Raw genomic sequence first — 17,784 nt, forward strand, 5'->3', positions numbered from 1 at the left:
CTCTTAGGGTCTCGTCATTCCATTCGGATTGGGCGCGCTTTTGTTACCCGCCTTTTGCGCAGGCCGGTCGAGGCGGCGCAGCGCCGACCGCAGGTCGTCAATCATGGTCGCAAAGTCGCGGGTCAGCGCGTCACGGCGGCCGACTAGCACATAATCATGGTGCGGCCGCATGAATACGGCATCGACCCGTCTCATCACTTCGCGAAGCCGGCGGCGGATGCGGTTGCGCTCGGTCGCGGTGCCATTCTTCTTGGTGACGGTATAGCCGACGCGGATCGGGCCCTGATCGTCACGGCAGCGGCCCTGCAGCACAAAAGCTGCGGCATTCGCCCGTGCGCCATTGGCAACGGCGAGGAAATCCGCCCGCTGCCTCAGCCGATCCATAATGGGTATCTCCGGAGAGGAGACGTCCGGGCTCAGGCGCTCAGGCGCTTGCGGCCGCGCGCGCGACGCGCAGCGAGGACCTTGCGGCCGCCGGCCGTGGCGAGACGGGCGCGGAAGCCGTGACGGCGCTTGCGCACCAGTTTGCTGGGTTGATAAGTCCGCTTCACGGGTAATTCTCCGCTGACCGGGCAATTTGCCGTTGTATTGAGATGGAGTCCGATGATGCTGGCGGGCCCGAACGAGCCGTTTGCGGCCCCAAAGAGCCGCCCCCGGTCAAGAACCGGGCCACCGCGGACAGTTGGCGCGGCTTATAAGGGAGCGCCCTGTTTTCGTCAATGTCACAGGGCGTCGCAAAAAGGGTTCTTTGAAACGTCGCAATTGGAGCGAATATATCTGATTTCGCGGGGTATTTGACGGTAAGGGTACGCTTTGGGGCGTTCGGGGAACCGCCGACATTAGCGATCCGTAATTTGACCGGCTTGGGGGCCGGGCCGCATCTTCCGACCCCTAAGCCAAACAAGGCCTTATCTTGTGGCTCTAACTGACGATCAGGCGACCGCGCAGAAGCAGCGGCCCAAGCCGACCCTTCGGCTCGGGTTGTCGGGCAAGCTGTTGCTGCTGACGATCCCCCTGGTGATGATCGCCGGGCTCCTGATCTACGTGCCGGCGATCGCCAACTTCCGGATGAATCGGCTCAATGACCGCCTGGCCGCCGCCAACACCGCGGCGCTGGTGCTGGATGCCGCCCCCTCCGGCCTGGTGCCGGATTCGCTGGCGCGGCAGATCCTGACCAGCATCGGCGCCCGTGCCGTCGCCATCAAGCTCGGCCAGCAGCGCCGCCTGCTCGCCAGCGCCGATTTGCCGGCCTCGATCGACCATGACGTCGACATGCGGGCCATGACGGTGTGGTCGGCGATCGTCGATGCCTTCGAGATCATGCTAGAGCACGGCGACCAGACCATCCGCGTGGTCGGCCCGGCGCCGGGCCAGGCCCAATTCATCGAGGTGGTGATCGACGAGAAGCCGCTGCGGCAGGCGATGTATCGTTTCTCGCGCAACGTGCTGGTCGTCGCGCTGCTGATTGCCGGCCTGACCGCGGGCCTGGTCTATCTGGCGCTGCATTATCTGTTCGTCCGGCCGATGCGGCGATTGACCGCGAGTCTGGTCGGCTTCCACGAGAATCCGGAGAGTTCGGCGCGAATCATCGTGCCCAGCCAACGCGGCGACGAGATCGGCGTTGCCGAGCGCGAGCTGTCGGACATGCAGCGCGACCTCGTCTCGATGCTGCATCAGAAGAGCCGGCTCGCCGCGCTCGGGCTCGCCGTCTCCAAGATCAACCACGATCTGCGCAATCTGCTGGCGTCCTCGCAATTGCTGTCGGACCAGCTCGCCAGCGTGCCTGACCCCCGGGTGCAGCGCTTCGCGCCGAAACTGCTGCGTTCGCTGGAGCGCGCCATCGCGTTCTGCCAGTCGACGCTGTCTTATGGCCGCGCGCAGGAGGCGGCACCCGACCGGCGTGTCATCATGGTCGAGCCCGCCGTTGCCGAGGTCCGGGAATCGGCCGGGCTTGCAACCGATGTCTCGGTCACCTGGATCAGCGCGATCGAGCGCGGGCTGACCATCGACGCCGATCCGGACCAGCTGTTCCGCGTGCTGCTCAATCTGGTGCGCAACGCGACCCAGGCACTGGAGACCCGGCAGGACAGCGACGGCGGTGCCCAGCAGATCCGCATCACCGGCCGCCGCGAGGGGACGGTTGCGATCATCGAGGTCTCCGATACCGGCCCCGGCGTGCCGGCCAAGGCGCGCGAGCATCTGTTCGAGGCATTCCAGACCTCCGGCCGCCCCGGCGGCAGCGGGTTGGGCCTTGCGATCGCCGCCGAACTGATCCGCGCCCATGGCGGTCATATCCATCTGGTCGAAGGCACCATCGGCGCCACCTTCCGGATCTCGATCCCGGATCGCCCGGTGGAGCTGCTGTCGATCCGCAGCGAGCGGGCGAGGGCGTAGGCGCCCTGCTGAATTCGGTCGCCGAAATTGGCGCTTCCAGAGCTTGCCAACCGGACCGGGAGCCTGTAGCTAGAGCGCTCTTTCGCGACGTTCCGGGCTTCCCGGAACCTTGCGGGCTTCAAGCCCACCCGCGAAAATGCGCCCGTAGCTCAGCTGGATAGAGCATCAGACTACGAATCTGAGGGTCGGACGTTCGAATCGTTCCGGGCGCGCCATTCGTCTTTGTTTTCATTGGATTTTTCCGGGGCGTGCTGGGCGAAACCGCCTGCCGCGCTGCGGCTTCCGTTGCCGCCGGGCCGCAGCGTTCAACTATTTGTGCAATGCGGTATTCGTTTTATTGCATTGCAACAAAGTGAGCCTAAATCTGCTTCTCGATTCAATCGAGGAGCCTTCACGTGACCAAGATTTCCCTCTCCATCATCGCCGCCACTCTCGCGATCGCGAGTGCCTCGACCGCATCGGCCGCGGAGCTTCCGACCTATGAAGCCGCGGGCCTGCCGATCTCGCCGGTGCAGGCTGGCGCGCTTGGCGCCGCCAATGTCCACGAGCAGGCGCCGGTCGCCGCGACGTCGGCTACGCCGCACCAGCTCAGCGTGCTGACGCCGCGAAACAAGCTTACGACCGCACGGGCTTCGGTCCGCACCGATCGTTCGCTGCACTGACCGGCATAGCCGTCGCTCAGGAAAAGGCCCGCGACGGTGTCGCGGGCTTTTTCATTTGCGCCCGCGCAAGGCCTGCCTCCGGCTTGGCCGTTCCTGCCATCGCTCCGGGTGAATGCTTGATCCGGTACGGGCAACCGGCACCGAAAAATTAACGAGAAAATCAGCGGCGAAAGCGAGGAACGTCCCGTAAAAACCCTGCTTGCGCCAGTCCGACCGTTGAGAAAAAATAAGGCTTTTCAGCTTATAGGAAGCAGGAATGTTTTTATTCCTTTTATGCTTCCTATTGAATCGGCGAGTTGATTTTCATGTCGGACGGGATCGCCCACGCCGTTTTGTACGCGGCGATATTTCTGGGAGTCGTCTACACCAGCCGTATCCTGGAGAAGCGATGGCCCATTGCGGAGGTGTCCCGCGGTGAATTTCGCGACGATTGGCTCGCGGTGATCGTGAGCGTCGGGTTGGAGAACCTGCTCGCTCCGCTCGCAGCGATCAGCGCGGGTGCGATTGCGACCTATGCCGGGGTTGGCTGGATCAAGTTACCGACCGAAGGCTACTGGTGGTACGTCTCTCTCGTGATCGTCGTGGTGGTGCTCGATCTCTACAAGTACATCTTCCATCGCCTGCAGCACGCAGTCCCGTTTCTCTGGGCGATGCACTCGTTCCATCACAGCGCGAACGGCATCACGTTCATTACCGGCGGTCGGCATTTTTGGCTGGAGCGAGTGCTGTCTGACGCCTTTCTTCCGATCATGGCGATCCTGTTTCGCATCCCGCCGGATATGGCAATCACGGTGGGATTCATCTTCTTCATCCCCGATGCATGTGCCCATCTCAACGTCCGCATCCCGCTCGGCCGGTTCGTAACCTGGGTCAACAATCCGCAATGGCACCGGATCCATCACTCGGTCCATATCGAGCATCGGGACAAGAACTTCGCCGCTTTCTTTCCGCTCCTGGACATTCTGTTTGGTACGGCCTGGATACCGAAACCGGACGAGTATCCCGCAACGGGCCTCGTGCCTGCCGAGCGGGTGGACATCATCAACAGCGTGATCTGGCCGATACGGCATCTCCGGCATGTTCGGCAACGGGAGTCTCGGAATGAATTGGGTTAAAGGTCTCTTGGTGCTGTTCGTCCTGTTGCTGGGATACGCCGACCTCGAGTCGACGAATGTGATCCTGAGCCTTGGGCTTGGCGAGCTGAACCCGTTCATGCATCTGGCCCAGACCTGGTTCGGCGTATGGTGGCTGGTGCCGAAGCTCGGCCTGACCTTCCTCATCACGTGGCTGCTTTGGCGCAGCAACAACGTCTACAACATCGCGCTCGTCGTCGCGTTCTGCTCGACGCCCGTGCTGAACAACATCGCCATCATCGCCGGCACGAACTGATCCAGCCAAACTTATCGCTGGCCGCGTCGCCGGGCTTGGCCGGATCTGACTTCCGGCCGCCGATAGCTTCTCACTTGCCCATCCGCAGGCCTTTGGTGGTGAAGCGCTGTGCTCGGCCGCCCTCGCGCAGCGGCCGTCGTGTGCCGGCGGCCTTGCCGGTGCCGGGTGGCTGGTGTGCGGGCACGAGCTGTTCGGGGCGCGAGCCGATCAGATCGGCGCGGCCCATCTGCTTCAGCGCCTCGCGCAGCACCGGCCAGTTGTCCGGGTCGTGATAGCGCAGGAACGCTTTGTGCAGCCGGCGTTGCCTGAGCCCCTTGATGGCCTCGACCTTGTCGCTCGCGCCGCGGCGCACGCCGCGCAGCGGGTTGACGCCGGTGTGGTACATCGCCGTGGCGGTCGCCATCGGTGAGGGCAGGAACGTCTGCACCTGATCGGCGCGGTAGCGATTCTTCTTGAGCCAGAGCGCGAGGTTCATCATGTCCTCGTCGGTCGTGCCCGGATGCGCGGCGATGAAATACGGGATCAGATAGTATTTCTTGCCGGCCTGCTCGGCCGCGGCATCGAACATCTTCTTGAAGCGATTGTAGGCGCCGATGCCGGGCTTCATCATCTTGTCGAGCGGGCCGCGCTCGGTGTGCTCGGGCGCGATCTTCAAGTAGCCGCCGACGTGATGGGTGACGAGCTCCTTGATGTATTCGGGGCTCTCCACCGCGAGGTCGTAGCGCACGCCCGAGGCGACCATCACCCGCTTGACGCCCTTTACCTCGCGCACCTTGCGATAGAGCCGGATCAGGTCGTCATGCGAGGTGTTGAGGTTCGGGCAGATCTCGGGGAACACGCAGGACGGCCGCCGGCATGCCGCCTCGATCTTCGGATCCTTGCACGCCATCCGGTACATGTTGGCGGTCGGCCCGCCGATGTCGGAGATCACGCCGGTGAAGCCCGGCGTCTTGTCTCTGATGCGCTCGATCTCGCGCAGGATCGAGCCCTCGGAGCGGTTCTGGATGATGCGGCCCTCATGCTCGGTGATCGAGCAGAAGGTGCAGCCGCCGAAGCAGCCGCGCATGATCGTCACCGAGAAGCGGATCATCTCCCAGGCCGGGATCTTGGCGTCCTTGTAGGAAGGATGCGGCGCGCGCGCGTAGGGCAGGTCGTAGACGGAGTCCATCTCGGCCGTCGACAGCGGGATCGGCGGCGGATTGAGCCACAGATCGCGGTCGCCATGACGCTGCACGAGCGGCCGCGCATTGCCGGGATTGCTCTCCCGATGCAGCACGCGCGAGGCGCGGGCATAGGCGTCGCGGTCCTGCTCGACCTGCTCGCAGGCCGGCAGGCGGATCACGACGTTGCCCGCCTGGCGCGCGGCACCCTCGTCGGCGGAGTCGAGATCGTCGGCATGCAGCTCGGCATAATCCTCGGGCACGCGGCGGAACAGCGCGACGCCCCTGATCGAGTCGAGGTCGCGCGGCGCTTCGCCATTGGCGAGCCGATGCGCCACCTCGACGACGGCACGTTCGGCGTTGCCGTAGAGCAGCAGGTCGGCCTTGGCGTCCGCCAGTATCGAGCGGCGCACCTTGTCGGACCAATAGTCGAAATGCGCGATGCGGCGCAGCGACGCCTCGATGCCGCCGAGCACAATCGGCACGTCCTTGAATGCTTCGCGGCAGCGTTGCGCATAGACGATCGTGCAGCGGTCCGGCCGGCGGCCGCCTTCGCCGTTCGGCGTGTAGGCGTCATCGTGGCGCAGCCGTCGGTCCGCCGTGTAGCGGTTGACCATCGAATCCATGTTGCCACCGGTGACGCCGAAGAACACGCGCGGCTTTCCCAGCGCCTTGAACGGTTCGGCCGACTGCCAGTCGGGCTGCGCGATGATGCCGACCCTGAAGCCCTGGGCCTCCAGCAATCGGCCGATGATCGCCATGCCGAAGCTCGGATGGTCGACATAGGCATCGCCGGTCACCAGCACGATGTCGCATTGGTCCCAGCCGAGCGCCGTCATCTCGGCGCGGTTCATCGGCAGGAATGGCGCGGGCTTGTCGGGGCGCGCCTGGTGGCGCGGCCATGACGTCAGGGACAGTTCGGCGGTGGCAAGGCTGTTCATGGCGACCACGCATAAGACTCCGGCGTCGTGAATTCAACCAATCAACGTGCGGCCCGGTCAGTCCGCGTGTTGTGCTTCCCGAAGAGTTCCGGATTTGCCCGAGGCGGCGGCGAGCAAATCATACCAATATCTCAATGGCATAAAGGTGAATGCCGGGCCATCACTCTCCACCGTTCCGCCGGCCGATCGTGGCACAGTTGCGGCGATGCCGTTTGCCGCGTCCCATGCGCCGGACCGTCGGGAGCAGCGCAAATGTCGGTCGTTGGCCGTTGCCTGGGACTGAACGGCGCTTCCAACAGGGCGATCGGGTGAACGCGCGCGGGTGTGGTCTGAACATGCAATCTCGCTTGCATAGGTAGAACCTGCTCGGCATGTCCGGCGACAAACAGCGGTGGTCGCCGTCAATGCGGTCCGGGAGTGTGAATGATGTCGGACAGATCGATACTCGCCTGCGTGGTCTGCGCCGCCGTGATGCTCGGTGCGCTCGGCGCATCCGGGCACGCACAGACACCGTCGAGCTGCAAGGAGCCGAAGACCGGCACCGATCGCGTGCCGATATTCTCGCCGCCGCTCGCCAATGTGGTGACGGGCAGCGGGCGGCTGCAGTTCTACTCGGCGCCGAATCTGCACTGCCCGATCAAAGGGGTGTTCGTCATTCCGAACGACGAGCTCGTCGCCTATGCGCAGACCAATGATGGCTGGTCGTCGGTGATGTACCTCAATCCACGGGGTGGCGACGACGTCTCTGGCTGGGTGAGGTCGGCGAGATTGAAGGCGACCGGAACCGTCGGTCCAAAGCAGTAACGCGCGAAGTGGGATCGCCGCAGACACGGCTTCCATGGCGTGGCCGGTAGGCCACGACGCATGTCTCTTGCGGCGATCAGTGGATTGCCGCGTACATGATCTTCTCCTCGGTCGCTTCGAGCGCGGAGAATTCCTCGACCACCTTGCCCTGGCGCGAGACCAGGATGCGGTCGGAGAGTGCCATGATCTCGGGCAGATAGGACGAGATCACCACCACCGCCTTGCCCTCATCGGCGAGCTGGTTGATCAGTTCGTGGATCTCGACGATGGCGCCGACGTCGACGCCGCGGGTCGGCTCGTCGAAGATGATCAGCTCGGGCTCCTGCACCAGCGACTTGGCGATCACGACCTTCTGCTGGTTGCCGCCCGATAGCTCGACCACCTTGGCCTCGTCGCCGATGGCGCGCACCTTCAGCCGCTGGGTCCAGGTCTTGCCGACCGTGTTGGTCTCGCGCCGCGACAACATCATCCGGCCGCCGGGAAACTTCGAGAGCAAACCGAGATAGATGTTGCGGGCGATCGAGGCGGTCTCGAAGAAGCCCTCGACCTTGCGATCCTCGGTGACATAGGCGATGCCGGCCTTGACCGCCGGCGCCGGCACTCGGTAGCGCACCGGCTTGTCATGCAGCAGGATCTCGCCGCCGTGAAAGAAGTCGCGCTTCAAGACGCCGGACACGATCTTGAAGGTCTCGGTACGGCCGGCGCCGACCAGACCGAACACGCCGGTGATCTGCCCTGCAAACACCGACAGCGAATTATTCTTCACCATCGGCGCCATCTTGAGGTTCTGCACCGTCAGCACGCGCGCTCCGGCCGGCCGGACGTTGCTCTTCCGGGCGCCATACAGCGTGTTGGACAAATCGCGGCCGACCATCGCCTGCACGATCGCCGCACGGTCAAATTTCGCGGCATCATCGGTGATGACGTGCTTGCCGTCGCGCAGCACGGTGATGCGGTCGGCGAGCAGCAAGGCCTCTTCCAGCGCGTGCGAGATGAAGACGATCGAAACGCCGCGCTTCTTGAGGTCGCGGACCAGATCGAAGAAGTACTTCTTCTCTTCCGGCGTCAGCGATGCGGTCGGCTCGTCGAAGATGATGACCTTGGCCTTGTGCAGGACGGCGCGCGCGATCTCCACCATCTGCTTCTTGGCCGCGCCGAGCCCGCTTACGGTGGCGGTCGGCGTCACGTCGAAATTGAGCGATTGCAGGAATTGCTGGGCGGCGATGTAGATGCCGCGCAGCCGGTTGTAGAACTTCTCCTGCCCGAGAAACAGGTTCTGCGCCACGGTCATGGTCGGCACCAGGCTGTTCTCCTGGAACACCATGGCGATGCCGAGATTGCGGGCCTCGAGCGGCGTGCGCGGCGCAACCGCTGCGCCATCGACCGTCATGTCGCCCGAGGTCAGCGTCACGACCCCGGCCATCACCTTGGTCAGCGTCGACTTGCCGGCGCCGTTCTCGCCGACCAGCGCGTGGATCTCGCCACGGCGAAGGTCGAAGTCCACGCCCTCGATCGCGGGGACGCCGGCGTAGAGCTTGGTGGCCTTGCGCAGGGACAGTACGGTGTCGCTCATGAGCCTGTCTCCTCGGCAAGCCCGGCGAGGGGCAGTTTCAGCACGCGGCCTGGTCCCTTGGCGATCAGTATGAGGTCGCTGCCCAGCTCGAGCGCGGCGACGACGCCGTGATTGACGCCGTCGACCCGGCTGTGCAGCGAATAGAGCGGCTTGCCGTCTTCACCCAGCCGGATAACGAGGCCGTAGGAGCGCGGCGGCGCCCATGGCTTGATGACGCCCATCGTCTTGATATGCGCGCCCTGCATCGGCTCCTTGAACGAGAAGCCCGAGCGCAGCCGCGGCGCCACCCAATAGGCCGGATCGATCTCGGCCATCATGCGACGCCGGTAGGCCGGCTCGCGCAGCACGAACTCGATCAGCTGGGTGCGCGCGGTGAACGCGGTGAGCCAATAGCCGCCGCCTGTGGCCTTTGACAGCCGCGACGGATAGACGGGCAGGCGGCCGAGCACGATCTGCGGCGCCCTGCCGTCCGCGACGAGTACCAGACGATGCCGCCAGCTCTCGCTGACCAGCACGCCATCGCCGCGCACGCAGGCGCCGAAGGCGTAGCCGAGCTTCGAGGCCAGCGGTTTCACCGACCTCGTCTTGGGATCGAGCCGGAACACGCGGCCGCTCCGGTTGAGCTCCATCAGGTCGCGCGCCCAGTCGTCAACGCCGCAGGTCGCCGAGCCGTCGGTCGCGATCAAGGTGCCGTCGCCCGCCAGCGTCAGCGCGTTGATTGCATTGAAGGCGACGTCGCTGAACGTCAGACTCGGCTCGCCCGAGGACGGATTGGCGTAGAGGCGCACCTCGCGTCCGCCGAGCGCGACGGCGATGCCGCCATCGACGAGCGCGCACAGCGCCGAGATCGGCTGCTCGAAGCTGCGCAGCTCGGTCGCCGCGCTGCCGTCGAGGCGCAGCAGGCGCCGGCCGTCGGCGACATAGAGGTTGCGGCCGTCGGTTGCGAGGTCCTCGGGCGCCTCGCATTCCAGCAGGGTGGTCGCTGCCTCCAATTTTTGGTTGGGCTTGAGCGCGCCATCGAACGACGGCACGGTGATGGTGGCCTCGCCGCGGCCGAGAAAGCGGTTGGCGAATTCCCTGACGGCCGCGATCACGACGCTTTCCCCCAGCGCTTGTCATACTGCACGAAGTTCGGGTCGGCGTTATCAAGCTTGTACCGGCCGATCCGGTTGTTCATGATGCCGCCGAGATAGAGATAGCCGCGATGCTCGCGCATCGAGGTGATCATCGGATGGTTCTCGCCGCGCAGGTCCCAGAACGATTCGAGGATCTTGCCCTGCTCGTTGAACTTGACGACACAGCCGGTGTTGATGTTCGGGAACAGCCATTCGTCGACCGGCACGCGCTTGGCCATGCGGCGGCGGAAGCCGGGCATCTTCCAGGCGAGATCCAGCGAGGGGCTGCGCATGCCGACCAGCGCCAGCCAGTAATTGCCGTCGGAGGCGAGATTGATGTTGTCGGGATAGCCCGGCAGATTGTCCATCACCACCTCGACCTGGCCCTTCTTCGGTCCCGCGAACCACAGCCGCTTGATCGAGCAGCCGAAGGTTTCGGCGAACAGGATCGACTGGCCGTCGCTGGCGACGCAGATGCCGTTCGGGAATTTGAGGCCGCGCAGCGCGGTGTGCGTGGCGCCGGTCTTGGTGTCGTAGCAGATGATGCGGCCGTTGCCGCGGGCCTCGAGGCCGTCGATCGGCCATTCGTCCATCTCGTAGCGCACGGTCGCTTCCGAGAAGAAGATCAGGCCGTCATCGGTGATGTCGAGGTCGTCGGCCAGCCGCAGCCGGCTGTCGTCGTTCACCGAATGCATGCTGCGGTTGGTCTCGTCGGTCGCCTTCTCCACGGTGCCGTCGGGCGTGATGCGATAGAGGCCCATGCCGCCGATGCAGACATAGAGATTGTCCTGCCGGTCGAACGCCATGCCGAGCGGCTGGCCGCCGATATGGGCGAACACCTCCATCCGCTGATAGTCCGGCGCGAAGAAGCGCATGATGTCGCCATGGCGCGAGCCGGCGTAGAGATTGTTGTTGCGATCGAGGATCACGTCCTCCGGCGCCTCGATGCGGCCGAGCCCGATCAATTCGACGTCGCGCAGCTTGTCGTTCTGCTCGAACGGGCCGCCTTGGCCGATCTCAGTGGCCGGCGGCGGTAGCGCGTGATAGGTCGGCGCGACATAGACCTTGCTGATGATGCGGGTGCGGTTCTTCTGCCAGCGGATATCGACCATCGCCGCGACCAGCAGGATACCCGCGAGGGCCATGCGGTTGATGCCGCCTCGCGCATTGAGCGTGGTCAGGCCGTTGGTGATGAGGAGCACGATCAGCACGCCGACCAGCGATTTGGCGACCGAGCCCTTGCCGCCGCCGAGCGTGATGCCGCCGAGCACGGTCGCGGTCAGCACGATGACCTCGAGGCCGACGCCGATATCGCCGCCGACGGTGCCGAGCCTTGCGGCAAAGAACAGCGCAGCGATGCTGGTCAGCGCGCCGCTTGCGACATAGCAGAGCGCGATGGTGCGACGAACCGGAATGCCGGAATTATAGGCCGAGCGACGAGAGCCGCCGATCGCGGTGATGTGCCAGCCCGGGCGCAGCCGGGTCATGAAGATATGGCCGAAGATCGCGATCGCGATATAGACCAGCGCGACGCTCGGAATGCCGAACACGTCGCCGCCGCCGATGAAATTCCACGACGGGATGTCGGGAAAGGCCGCGGCGATCGAATTGGAGTAGCGCTGGATCAGGAGATCGAATGCCGACCGGTAGATGATCAGGGTGATCAGCGTGGTGATGAACGCGCGTAGCCGCAAGTAGCCGATCAGGATGCCGTTGACGGCGCCGAGCAGTGCGCCGCAGGCAAGCGTTGCCACCACCACCGCGGGCACCGGCCAGTTCAGCACGTCGAGCAGATAGAGCGCGCAGAAATCCGTCAGCGCGAAGATCGAGCCGACCGACAGGTCGATGCCGCCGACGATGACCACCAGCGCCATGCCGAGGCCGATGAAGCCAATCTCGCCGGCCTGCCGTGCGGTGTCGGCAAGGCTTGCCGGTGACAGGAAGTGATCGATGGAACGGCTGAGCGCGAAGCCGACGATCAACAGCAGGATCACCGGAATTGCGGTCTCGGTCCAACGCTTGGACAGGATCTCGCCGAGGAGATGGTCCGGCCAGTAGCGGTAACGCAGGCTCGTCAAGGTGTCGCGCATCGGCATTCCAGCAAGGCGTTGGATTTAGGGGGCGACGTCCCGGGCAAGTTGTGCCCGGGACGTCAAGCGGGAATGGTTGTGGTTATTTCTTCAGGTCGCTGAGATTCCAGCACGAGGTCTGGCTGTCCGCGTTCTCCTTGGTGATCGGAATCAGGGTGGTGTATTCCGAACCCTTGATCGAGCCGGCCTTGGCGCCGGACGACAGCAGCCACTTGATGGTGCCGGCCATCTGCGCGGCCTGGGTCGGCACGTCGTAGCTCAGGTTGAGATCGAAGGCGCCGGACTTCACGAGCTCACAGGCGCCCTTGCGTTCGCCGCCGCCGGAGGTCGCGACGAACACCTTGCCGGTCAGGCCGGCTTCCTTCACCGCAGCCGCGGTGCCGATGTCCATGCCGTCCCAGAAGCCGACGATGCCACAGAGATCGGGGTTCTGCTTCAGCACCGTCTGGGTGATCGCCTTGGCCTTCGCGGCATCCCAGTCGGCCGCTTGGCTCGAGACCACCTTGATCTCGGGATGCTTGGCGAGCACGTTCTCGACGCCCTTCAGCGTGTAGGCGCTGGCGGCGGCCGAGAGCGCACCCTGCACGATGGCGATCTTGTTCGACTTGCCCTGGCAGGCCTTGACCACGGCGTCAGTGTCTTTCTCGCCGATCTCGATCCAGTTGGCGCCGACGAAGGCCGAAGAGCGATAGGCCGATCCCATGTTGATCTGGATGACGTAGATGCCTTCGTTCTCGGCGCGCTGCAGCAGCTTGGCGTAGGTCTGCACGTCCGGATTGTGGATCACCATCACGGCGGGCTTCTCGGAGATCAGCGAGGTCACCGCCTGTGCGCCGGCATTGGTGTTCCAGTTGGGATCGCGGATCTCGAACTTGACGCCGTAGGGTTCGAGCTCCTTCTTCAGGCCGGCGTACCAGCCTTCGGTGAGGTCGAAGTTCATGGCGACCGGCACGTAGGCCACCGTCTTGCCGGCGAGCGATTCCTTGAACGGCTTCTGGAACGGCTCGTCGAGGCCCTGCTGGGCCAGAGCCGGGGCGGCAATGGCCGCGAGCCCGAGCGCTGCGGCGATCACCTTTGCAGTCCTGACAGCGTATTTCATTGCTTCCTCCTTGGTCGTGTTGATCTTGTGTGGCTGGTTCAGATGTCGCCCTGCTGTGCCGTTTCTTCGTTGCGCGGGTTCAGGAATGAATCCGTGATGACGGCGAGCAGCAGGACGACACCCTTGACGAGGTTTTGTCCGGCATAGGAGATGTCCATGATGGTCATGCCGTTCAGCATGGTGCCGATCAGCAGCGTGCCGATGATGACGTTGAGCACGCCGCCGCGGCCGCCCGACAGGCCGATGCCGCCGAGCACGACGACCAGGATGACGTCGTAGATCAGGGTCGAATTGAAGATGCGAGTCGGCATCGAATTGACGGAGGCTGCCATCACGAGGCCCGCGAAGCAGCCGATCAGCGCCGCCACGACATATTGCAGCACGATGATCGGCCGCGAGGGGATGCCGGTGACGCGGGCCGCGTAGGGATTGTCGCCGATCGCGTAGATATAGGCGCCCCAGCGCGTCTGGCGCAGCAGGAACGCGACCACGATGCAGGCGATCGCGAACATCACGATCGAGGTCGGGATGCCGAGAATGGTGCCCTGTCCGAGCCGCTCAAAACCCTTCATGCCGTCGCTCCATTGTACGACGTCGAGCTGAAACAGCGCGGCCTGGCCGAGGCCGGCGAGCAGCAGGCCGGTCGCCAGCGTTGCAAACAGTGAAGGCACCTCGGCGTAGGCGATCAGCCAGCCATTGACCAGGCCGAAGGCGATCGTGAGCAGCACGGCGGTGAACAGCGAGGCCGGCAGCGAATGGCCGTTCTGCACCATCTGCAGCACGAGCCCTGGCGGGACCGCGAGTGCTGCGATCAGCGAGATATCGATGCCGCGCCCGATCACGACGATCGCCATGGCAAGCCCGAGGATGCCAAGCACCGCGACGTTCTGCAGCAGCGTCAGCATGTTCTCCGGCGTCAGGAAGCCGCGCAGGAAAATCGAGAAGGCCAGGAACAGCACGGCAAAGACGGCGAAGACGATCTCCTGTTGATTGAATCGCAGCCGCTTCATTGCCTCGTCCTTCCTGCTTCTATGGGTGCGCCGTCGGCCTGGATTTCGTGCGGGAGCCGGTCGCGGCGCGGCCGGGCCGCGTCCTGGCTGCGACTGCGGCGTCGACGAACGCACCGACGGCGTTGATGTAGGCTTCGATCGAGGTGCCGCGTCTGCGGTACTTGGCACGCTTGACGTACCAGTCCTGCAGCAGCGGCTTGATCAAAGAGGCGGTGAGTGTCACCTGATCGATCGTGAACACCCCGCTGGCGACGCCCTGCTTGAGCACGTCGGCGATGATCTTCTCGGTCATCACCTCCATCTCGATGGCGCGCTGGCGCTCCGCCGGCGGAAACGACTTCGCTTCCATGAAGGAGAACACGAACCAGGGCTGCATCGCCTCGCTCATGCGGACATGGGTTGCGATGATCCAGTGCAGATGCTTGCGCGCATCCTGCTTCACGCTGGCGGGCGGCGCGGTGAGGACCTCCGCGGCCGTCTCCGCGACCTCGCCGAGGATCATCGCCAGCAGCGTCGGCTTGCTGTCGAAATAGGTGTAGAGCCCGCCCATGCTGAGCCCGGAGGCTTCGGCGAGCTGGCGCAGGGTGGTGGCATGAAAGCCGTGCTTGTTGGAAAGCGTCAGCGTCGCGCCGATGATGCGCGTGAGGTTCGGAACGGCGAGATGCGATTTCTGCACCCGGATGGAATCGCGATGCCGTTCGAGGATGCGTGCGCAAAGCACGTCCATCGCGAACACATTCGTCCCCGGCCGCTGACGCGCGAGACTCACGTTGCCTCCCTGGCTATGTCCCCGGACGGTTTCATTTTGTTGCCGGTCCGGGCTGAGCTTGATGCCCTTGCTCAATTCCTAGCGCACGAACCGGCGATCAGAAAAGGGGGATCGCGAAATTTTCTGAGAGAGCGCTCGCTCGTTTTTTGGCGTGCGCCGTGCGGCCCCGCCTCGAACCGCGCGCGCCTCTGGCGGGGCTCGGGAACTTTTCACGCTGAAAGCTCAGCACAAATTCCCGGTGCCGGAGGTAGCGCCGTCACATTTCTGACGATGGGCATATGGAAAATGGACAGAGCAACGGCTTGCTGATTCGATGCGAAAATCTGACGTGACCTGCCCCCATTGCCAGGCCGGCTATCGCCGGATCGAGTTGACGTCGAAGGGCGGCGTCGCCGGCGAGTTTCGCTGCCTGGTGTGCCACCACACGATCGAGCTGATGGACGGCTCGACCGATGTTGCCTTCCGGCTGACCGTGCAGCCGGGGCAAGCCGTCCTACGCTTACTAGGAGCGTTTTCGAGCGAAGTGGCCGCCGGTTCGCGTGAAGAAAACGCGCCAAAACTAAAAGCGCAGCGCGTTTTCGAGCGAAGTGGCTGCCGGTTCACGTCAGGCCGTAGCTAACGCTGCTGCGGCAGGGTGACTTCGCTCCTTCGTGCCTCCTGGCCGCGAAGTTCGGCTTCGCCGCCTGATCGCGACAGCATGCCGAGCGCGACCAGCGCAGCGGCAAAGCCGGCGGCGGCGCCGACGCCGAGCGCCCAGCGCGGGCCGAGGTGATCGGCGACCCAGCCGACGATCGGTGCGCCGATCGGCGTGCCACCCAGCGCAACGCCGAGCCGCAGCGCCATCACGCGTCCGCGCATCGCCGGTTCGGTGGAGAGCTGCATCAGCGCATTCGAGGTATTCAAGATCGTCAACGAGGCGATGCCGATCACGACGAGGGCGGCGGCAAACAGCCAGTAGTTCGGCGCCAGTGCGGCCAGCGTGCAGCCGACGCCGAAGATCGCAGAGCCCAGCATCAACGCGGCAAAGCGCGGCTGGTCGCGGGTCGCGGCCAGCAACGCTCCCGACATCGTCCCGATCGCCATCATCGATGACAACAGGCCAAAACCGCGCGCGTCGGTATGGAAGACGCCGACCGCCATGGTCGAGATGAAGATCGGAAAATTCAGCCCGAAGGTGCCGATCAGAAACAGCATGACCAGGGTCGCCCTGAGGTCGGAGCGCGACCAGACATACCGAAATCCTTCCATGATGCCGCCCCTGGTGCGGAGCGCGCGCGCATTCGGTCGAAGCTCGGATTTGCGCAGCAGGTTGAGCGACGTCAGCACCGCCATGAAGGACGCCCCGTTGAACAGGAACGCCCAGCCGGTGCCGACCGAGGCGATCAGCAGCCCGGCCATCGCCGGGCCGACCATGCGTGCGGCATTGAACGAGGTCGAGTTCAGCGCGATGGCGTTCGACAGGTCTCGATCGCCGACCAGCTCGGCCACGAAGGTCTGGCGGACCGGCGCGTCAAGCGCGGCGCTGCAGCCGAACAGAAACGCAAACACATAGACGTGCCAGAGCTGCACCAGCCCGGTGACGGTGAGAATGCCGAGGATGAGCGACAGCGTGCCCATCGTCGCCTGCGTCGCCATCAGGAGCCGCCGCTGGTTGAAGCGATCGGCGGCGAGGCCGGACCACGGCATCAGCAGCAGCTGCGGGCCGAATTGCAGCGCCATCACGATGCCGACCGCGGAGGCGCTGTGATTTGTCAGCTGGGTGAGGACGAGCCAATCCTGGGCGGCGCGCTGCATCCAGGTGCCGATGTTGGACACCAGCGCGCCGGCCGCCCAGACCCGGTAATTGAAGCTTGCGAGTGATCGAAAGACGCGTCTCATGTTTTCTGGGGTTCATTCCCGCCGTGAAACCGTCCGAAATGCCGCGCGAGGAAGAGACCGATCAGGAGGCCGCCGAGACCGAGCGCCGCCACGTCACTGCTGGTTCTCAAGCCGAAGTCGCCGACGCGGCAGACCAGCAGATATCCGACCGCGAGGTTGAAGAAGCCCCATACGATGTTGACGGTCGATGACGACAGGCCTTCGCCCCGCGGTTTGGCGAACGGGCTCTGGAACGGCTCGCCCATCATACCGGCGACGACATGCGGTATCGCATTGGTGAGGAAAGCGCCGCCAAAGAAATAGGCGACGAGGTCAAGCCAGTTCATGCGCGTGGGTCCTTTCAAGCAGATCGATGATCGCCTGCGTCGAGCCGGTTTCGCCGAGCCGCGGGAACACCTGCTCTATGCTGTAGTCATGCGCGTGCGGCCGCGCATCGGTCATGGCGTCGATCGCGAGCGTGACGTTGAAGCCGGCCTCATAAGCCTGCCGTGCCGTCGATTCGACGCCGGTGCCGGTCGCAACGCCGGTGATCACGACATGGGTGACGCCGCGGGCGCGCAGCTCCTTCTCGAGATCGGTGCTGGCGAGGGCGCCCCATGTCCGCTTGGTGACGACGATGTCGCTCGCTTGCCGGCCGAGCTCCGGGATCAGGTCGGTCCAGCCGTCCGGAAATGCCGCGCCGAGGCGTGGCCGCTCGGTTCGTCCGGGCGCCGCGCCATCGACATTGACCAGCGCGACCGGCAGGCCGCGCGTTCGAAACGCGGCGAGCAGGGCGCAAGTGCGCGCCACGACGTCGGCAAACGGATGGATGAAGGGCGCGCCGACGAGACCTGCTTGCAGATCGACGACAATGAGGGCGGTGATCGGATCGAACGTCGTCAGGGCCATCATCGTCTCCTT

18 protein-coding genes and 1 tRNA gene are annotated in these 17,784 nt (G+C 64.6%); 7 read left to right on the forward strand and 12 right to left on the reverse strand.

The features are described 5' to 3' along the window. Window positions 1–3 precede the first annotated feature (3 nt). Together rnpA and rpmH are read right to left on the reverse strand one after the other, a co-directional pair. On the reverse strand, window positions 4–384 hold the full coding sequence (rnpA, locus tag JQ616_RS30825) for a ribonuclease P protein component (protein WP_212021238.1): 381 nt from the start codon (window positions 382–384) through the stop codon (window positions 4–6). A gap of 32 nt (window positions 385–416) precedes the next feature. Next, entirely contained in the window at window positions 417–551 is a 135-nt protein-coding gene (gene rpmH, locus JQ616_RS30830) for a 50S ribosomal protein L34 (protein ID WP_008542748.1), read from the reverse strand. A gap of 364 nt (window positions 552–915) precedes the next feature. On the opposite strand from rpmH, the gene JQ616_RS30835 reads away from it, so the two are divergent. The 5 genes from JQ616_RS30835 to JQ616_RS30855 all read left to right on the forward strand — a co-directional run bounded on the left by JQ616_RS30835 (window position 916) and on the right by JQ616_RS30855 (window position 4,445). Next, entirely contained in the window at window positions 916–2,394 is a 1,479-nt protein-coding gene (locus JQ616_RS30835; protein ID WP_212021240.1) for a sensor histidine kinase, read from the forward strand. Window positions 2,395–2,532: 138 nt separating this feature from the next. After that, a tRNA-Arg gene (locus JQ616_RS30840) sits at window positions 2,533–2,609 on the forward strand. Window positions 2,610–2,789: 180 nt separating this feature from the next. Beyond that, window positions 2,790–3,056, forward strand: a complete 267-nt coding sequence (locus tag JQ616_RS30845; RefSeq protein WP_212021242.1) for a hypothetical protein — start codon at window positions 2,790–2,792, stop codon at window positions 3,054–3,056. Window positions 3,057–3,361: 305 nt separating this feature from the next. Continuing rightward, window positions 3,362–4,171 (forward strand): sterol desaturase family protein, encoded by an 810-nt coding sequence (locus JQ616_RS30850; protein WP_212021244.1) that lies wholly within the window; start codon window positions 3,362–3,364, stop codon window positions 4,169–4,171. Next, window positions 4,158–4,445 (forward strand): DUF5658 family protein, encoded by a 288-nt coding sequence (locus JQ616_RS30855; RefSeq protein WP_249137483.1) that lies wholly within the window; start codon window positions 4,158–4,160, stop codon window positions 4,443–4,445. Before JQ616_RS30850 ends, JQ616_RS30855 begins: the two co-directional genes overlap by 14 nt. Before the next feature lie 70 nt (window positions 4,446–4,515). Here the strand turns inward: JQ616_RS30855 and JQ616_RS30860 are convergent, their stop codons facing one another. Then, window positions 4,516–6,546, reverse strand: a complete 2,031-nt coding sequence (locus JQ616_RS30860; RefSeq protein WP_212021246.1) for a YgiQ family radical SAM protein — start codon at window positions 6,544–6,546, stop codon at window positions 4,516–4,518. A 423-nt stretch (window positions 6,547–6,969) separates the two neighbouring features. On the opposite strand from JQ616_RS30860, the gene JQ616_RS30865 reads away from it, so the two are divergent. Next, entirely contained in the window at window positions 6,970–7,350 is a 381-nt protein-coding gene (locus tag JQ616_RS30865; RefSeq protein ID WP_249137484.1) for a hypothetical protein, read from the forward strand. 76 nt (window positions 7,351–7,426) lie between these two features. Here JQ616_RS30865 and JQ616_RS30870 read toward each other — a convergent pair whose 3' ends face one another. From JQ616_RS30870 to JQ616_RS30895, 6 genes are all read right to left on the reverse strand, one after another. After that, the gene (locus tag JQ616_RS30870; protein ID WP_212021248.1) at window positions 7,427–8,923 is read right to left on the reverse strand and encodes a sugar ABC transporter ATP-binding protein; all 1,497 of its coding nucleotides are present in this window, start codon (window positions 8,921–8,923) and stop codon (window positions 7,427–7,429) included. After that, window positions 8,920–10,017, reverse strand: a complete 1,098-nt coding sequence (locus JQ616_RS30875; protein WP_212021250.1) for a hypothetical protein — start codon at window positions 10,015–10,017, stop codon at window positions 8,920–8,922. Before JQ616_RS30875 ends, JQ616_RS30870 begins: the two co-directional genes overlap by 4 nt. Beyond that, window positions 10,014–12,134 carry an ABC transporter permease gene (locus JQ616_RS30880; RefSeq protein WP_212021252.1) on the reverse strand — a complete coding sequence of 707 codons (2,121 nt, stop codon included), beginning with the start codon at window positions 12,132–12,134 and terminating at the stop codon, window positions 10,014–10,016. The genes JQ616_RS30875 and JQ616_RS30880 overlap by 4 nt, the downstream gene beginning before the upstream one ends. Window positions 12,135–12,210: 76 nt before the next feature. Continuing rightward, window positions 12,211–13,227, reverse strand: coding sequence for a sugar ABC transporter substrate-binding protein (locus tag JQ616_RS30885; protein WP_212021254.1), 1,017 nt, complete (start codon window positions 13,225–13,227; stop codon window positions 12,211–12,213). A gap of 38 nt (window positions 13,228–13,265) precedes the next feature. Next, window positions 13,266–14,237 carry an ABC transporter permease gene (locus JQ616_RS30890; protein WP_212021256.1) on the reverse strand — a complete coding sequence of 324 codons (972 nt, stop codon included), beginning with the start codon at window positions 14,235–14,237 and terminating at the stop codon, window positions 13,266–13,268. A 19-nt stretch (window positions 14,238–14,256) separates the two neighbouring features. Beyond that, complete coding sequence (locus JQ616_RS30895) at window positions 14,257–14,964, reverse strand: TetR/AcrR family transcriptional regulator (RefSeq protein WP_212021696.1); 708 nt, start codon at window positions 14,962–14,964, stop codon at window positions 14,257–14,259. Between the two features lie 370 nt (window positions 14,965–15,334). On the opposite strand from JQ616_RS30895, the gene JQ616_RS39490 reads away from it, so the two are divergent. Next, entirely contained in the window at window positions 15,335–15,625 is a 291-nt protein-coding gene (locus JQ616_RS39490; protein WP_349630072.1) for an MJ0042-type zinc finger domain-containing protein, read from the forward strand. On the opposite strand, the gene JQ616_RS30905 is transcribed toward JQ616_RS39490, so the two are convergent. The 3 genes from JQ616_RS30905 to JQ616_RS30915 are packed head-to-tail and all read right to left on the reverse strand — an operon-like array spanning window position 15,622 to window position 17,772. Then, entirely contained in the window at window positions 15,622–16,884 is a 1,263-nt protein-coding gene (locus JQ616_RS30905; RefSeq protein ID WP_212021258.1) for an MFS transporter, read from the reverse strand. The genes JQ616_RS39490 and JQ616_RS30905 overlap by 4 nt on opposite strands. Then, on the reverse strand, window positions 16,881–17,210 hold the full coding sequence (locus JQ616_RS30910) for a hypothetical protein (RefSeq protein ID WP_212021260.1): 330 nt from the start codon (window positions 17,208–17,210) through the stop codon (window positions 16,881–16,883). Before JQ616_RS30910 ends, JQ616_RS30905 begins: the two co-directional genes overlap by 4 nt. Continuing rightward, entirely contained in the window at window positions 17,197–17,772 is a 576-nt protein-coding gene (locus JQ616_RS30915; RefSeq protein WP_212021262.1) for an isochorismatase family protein, read from the reverse strand. The genes JQ616_RS30910 and JQ616_RS30915 overlap by 14 nt, the downstream gene beginning before the upstream one ends. Window positions 17,773–17,784: the final 12 nt, after the last annotated feature.

Origin of the sequence: Bradyrhizobium tropiciagri, from assembly GCF_018130545.1 — a bacterium.
GTDB lineage: Bacteria > Pseudomonadota > Alphaproteobacteria > Rhizobiales > Xanthobacteraceae > Bradyrhizobium > Bradyrhizobium tropiciagri_A.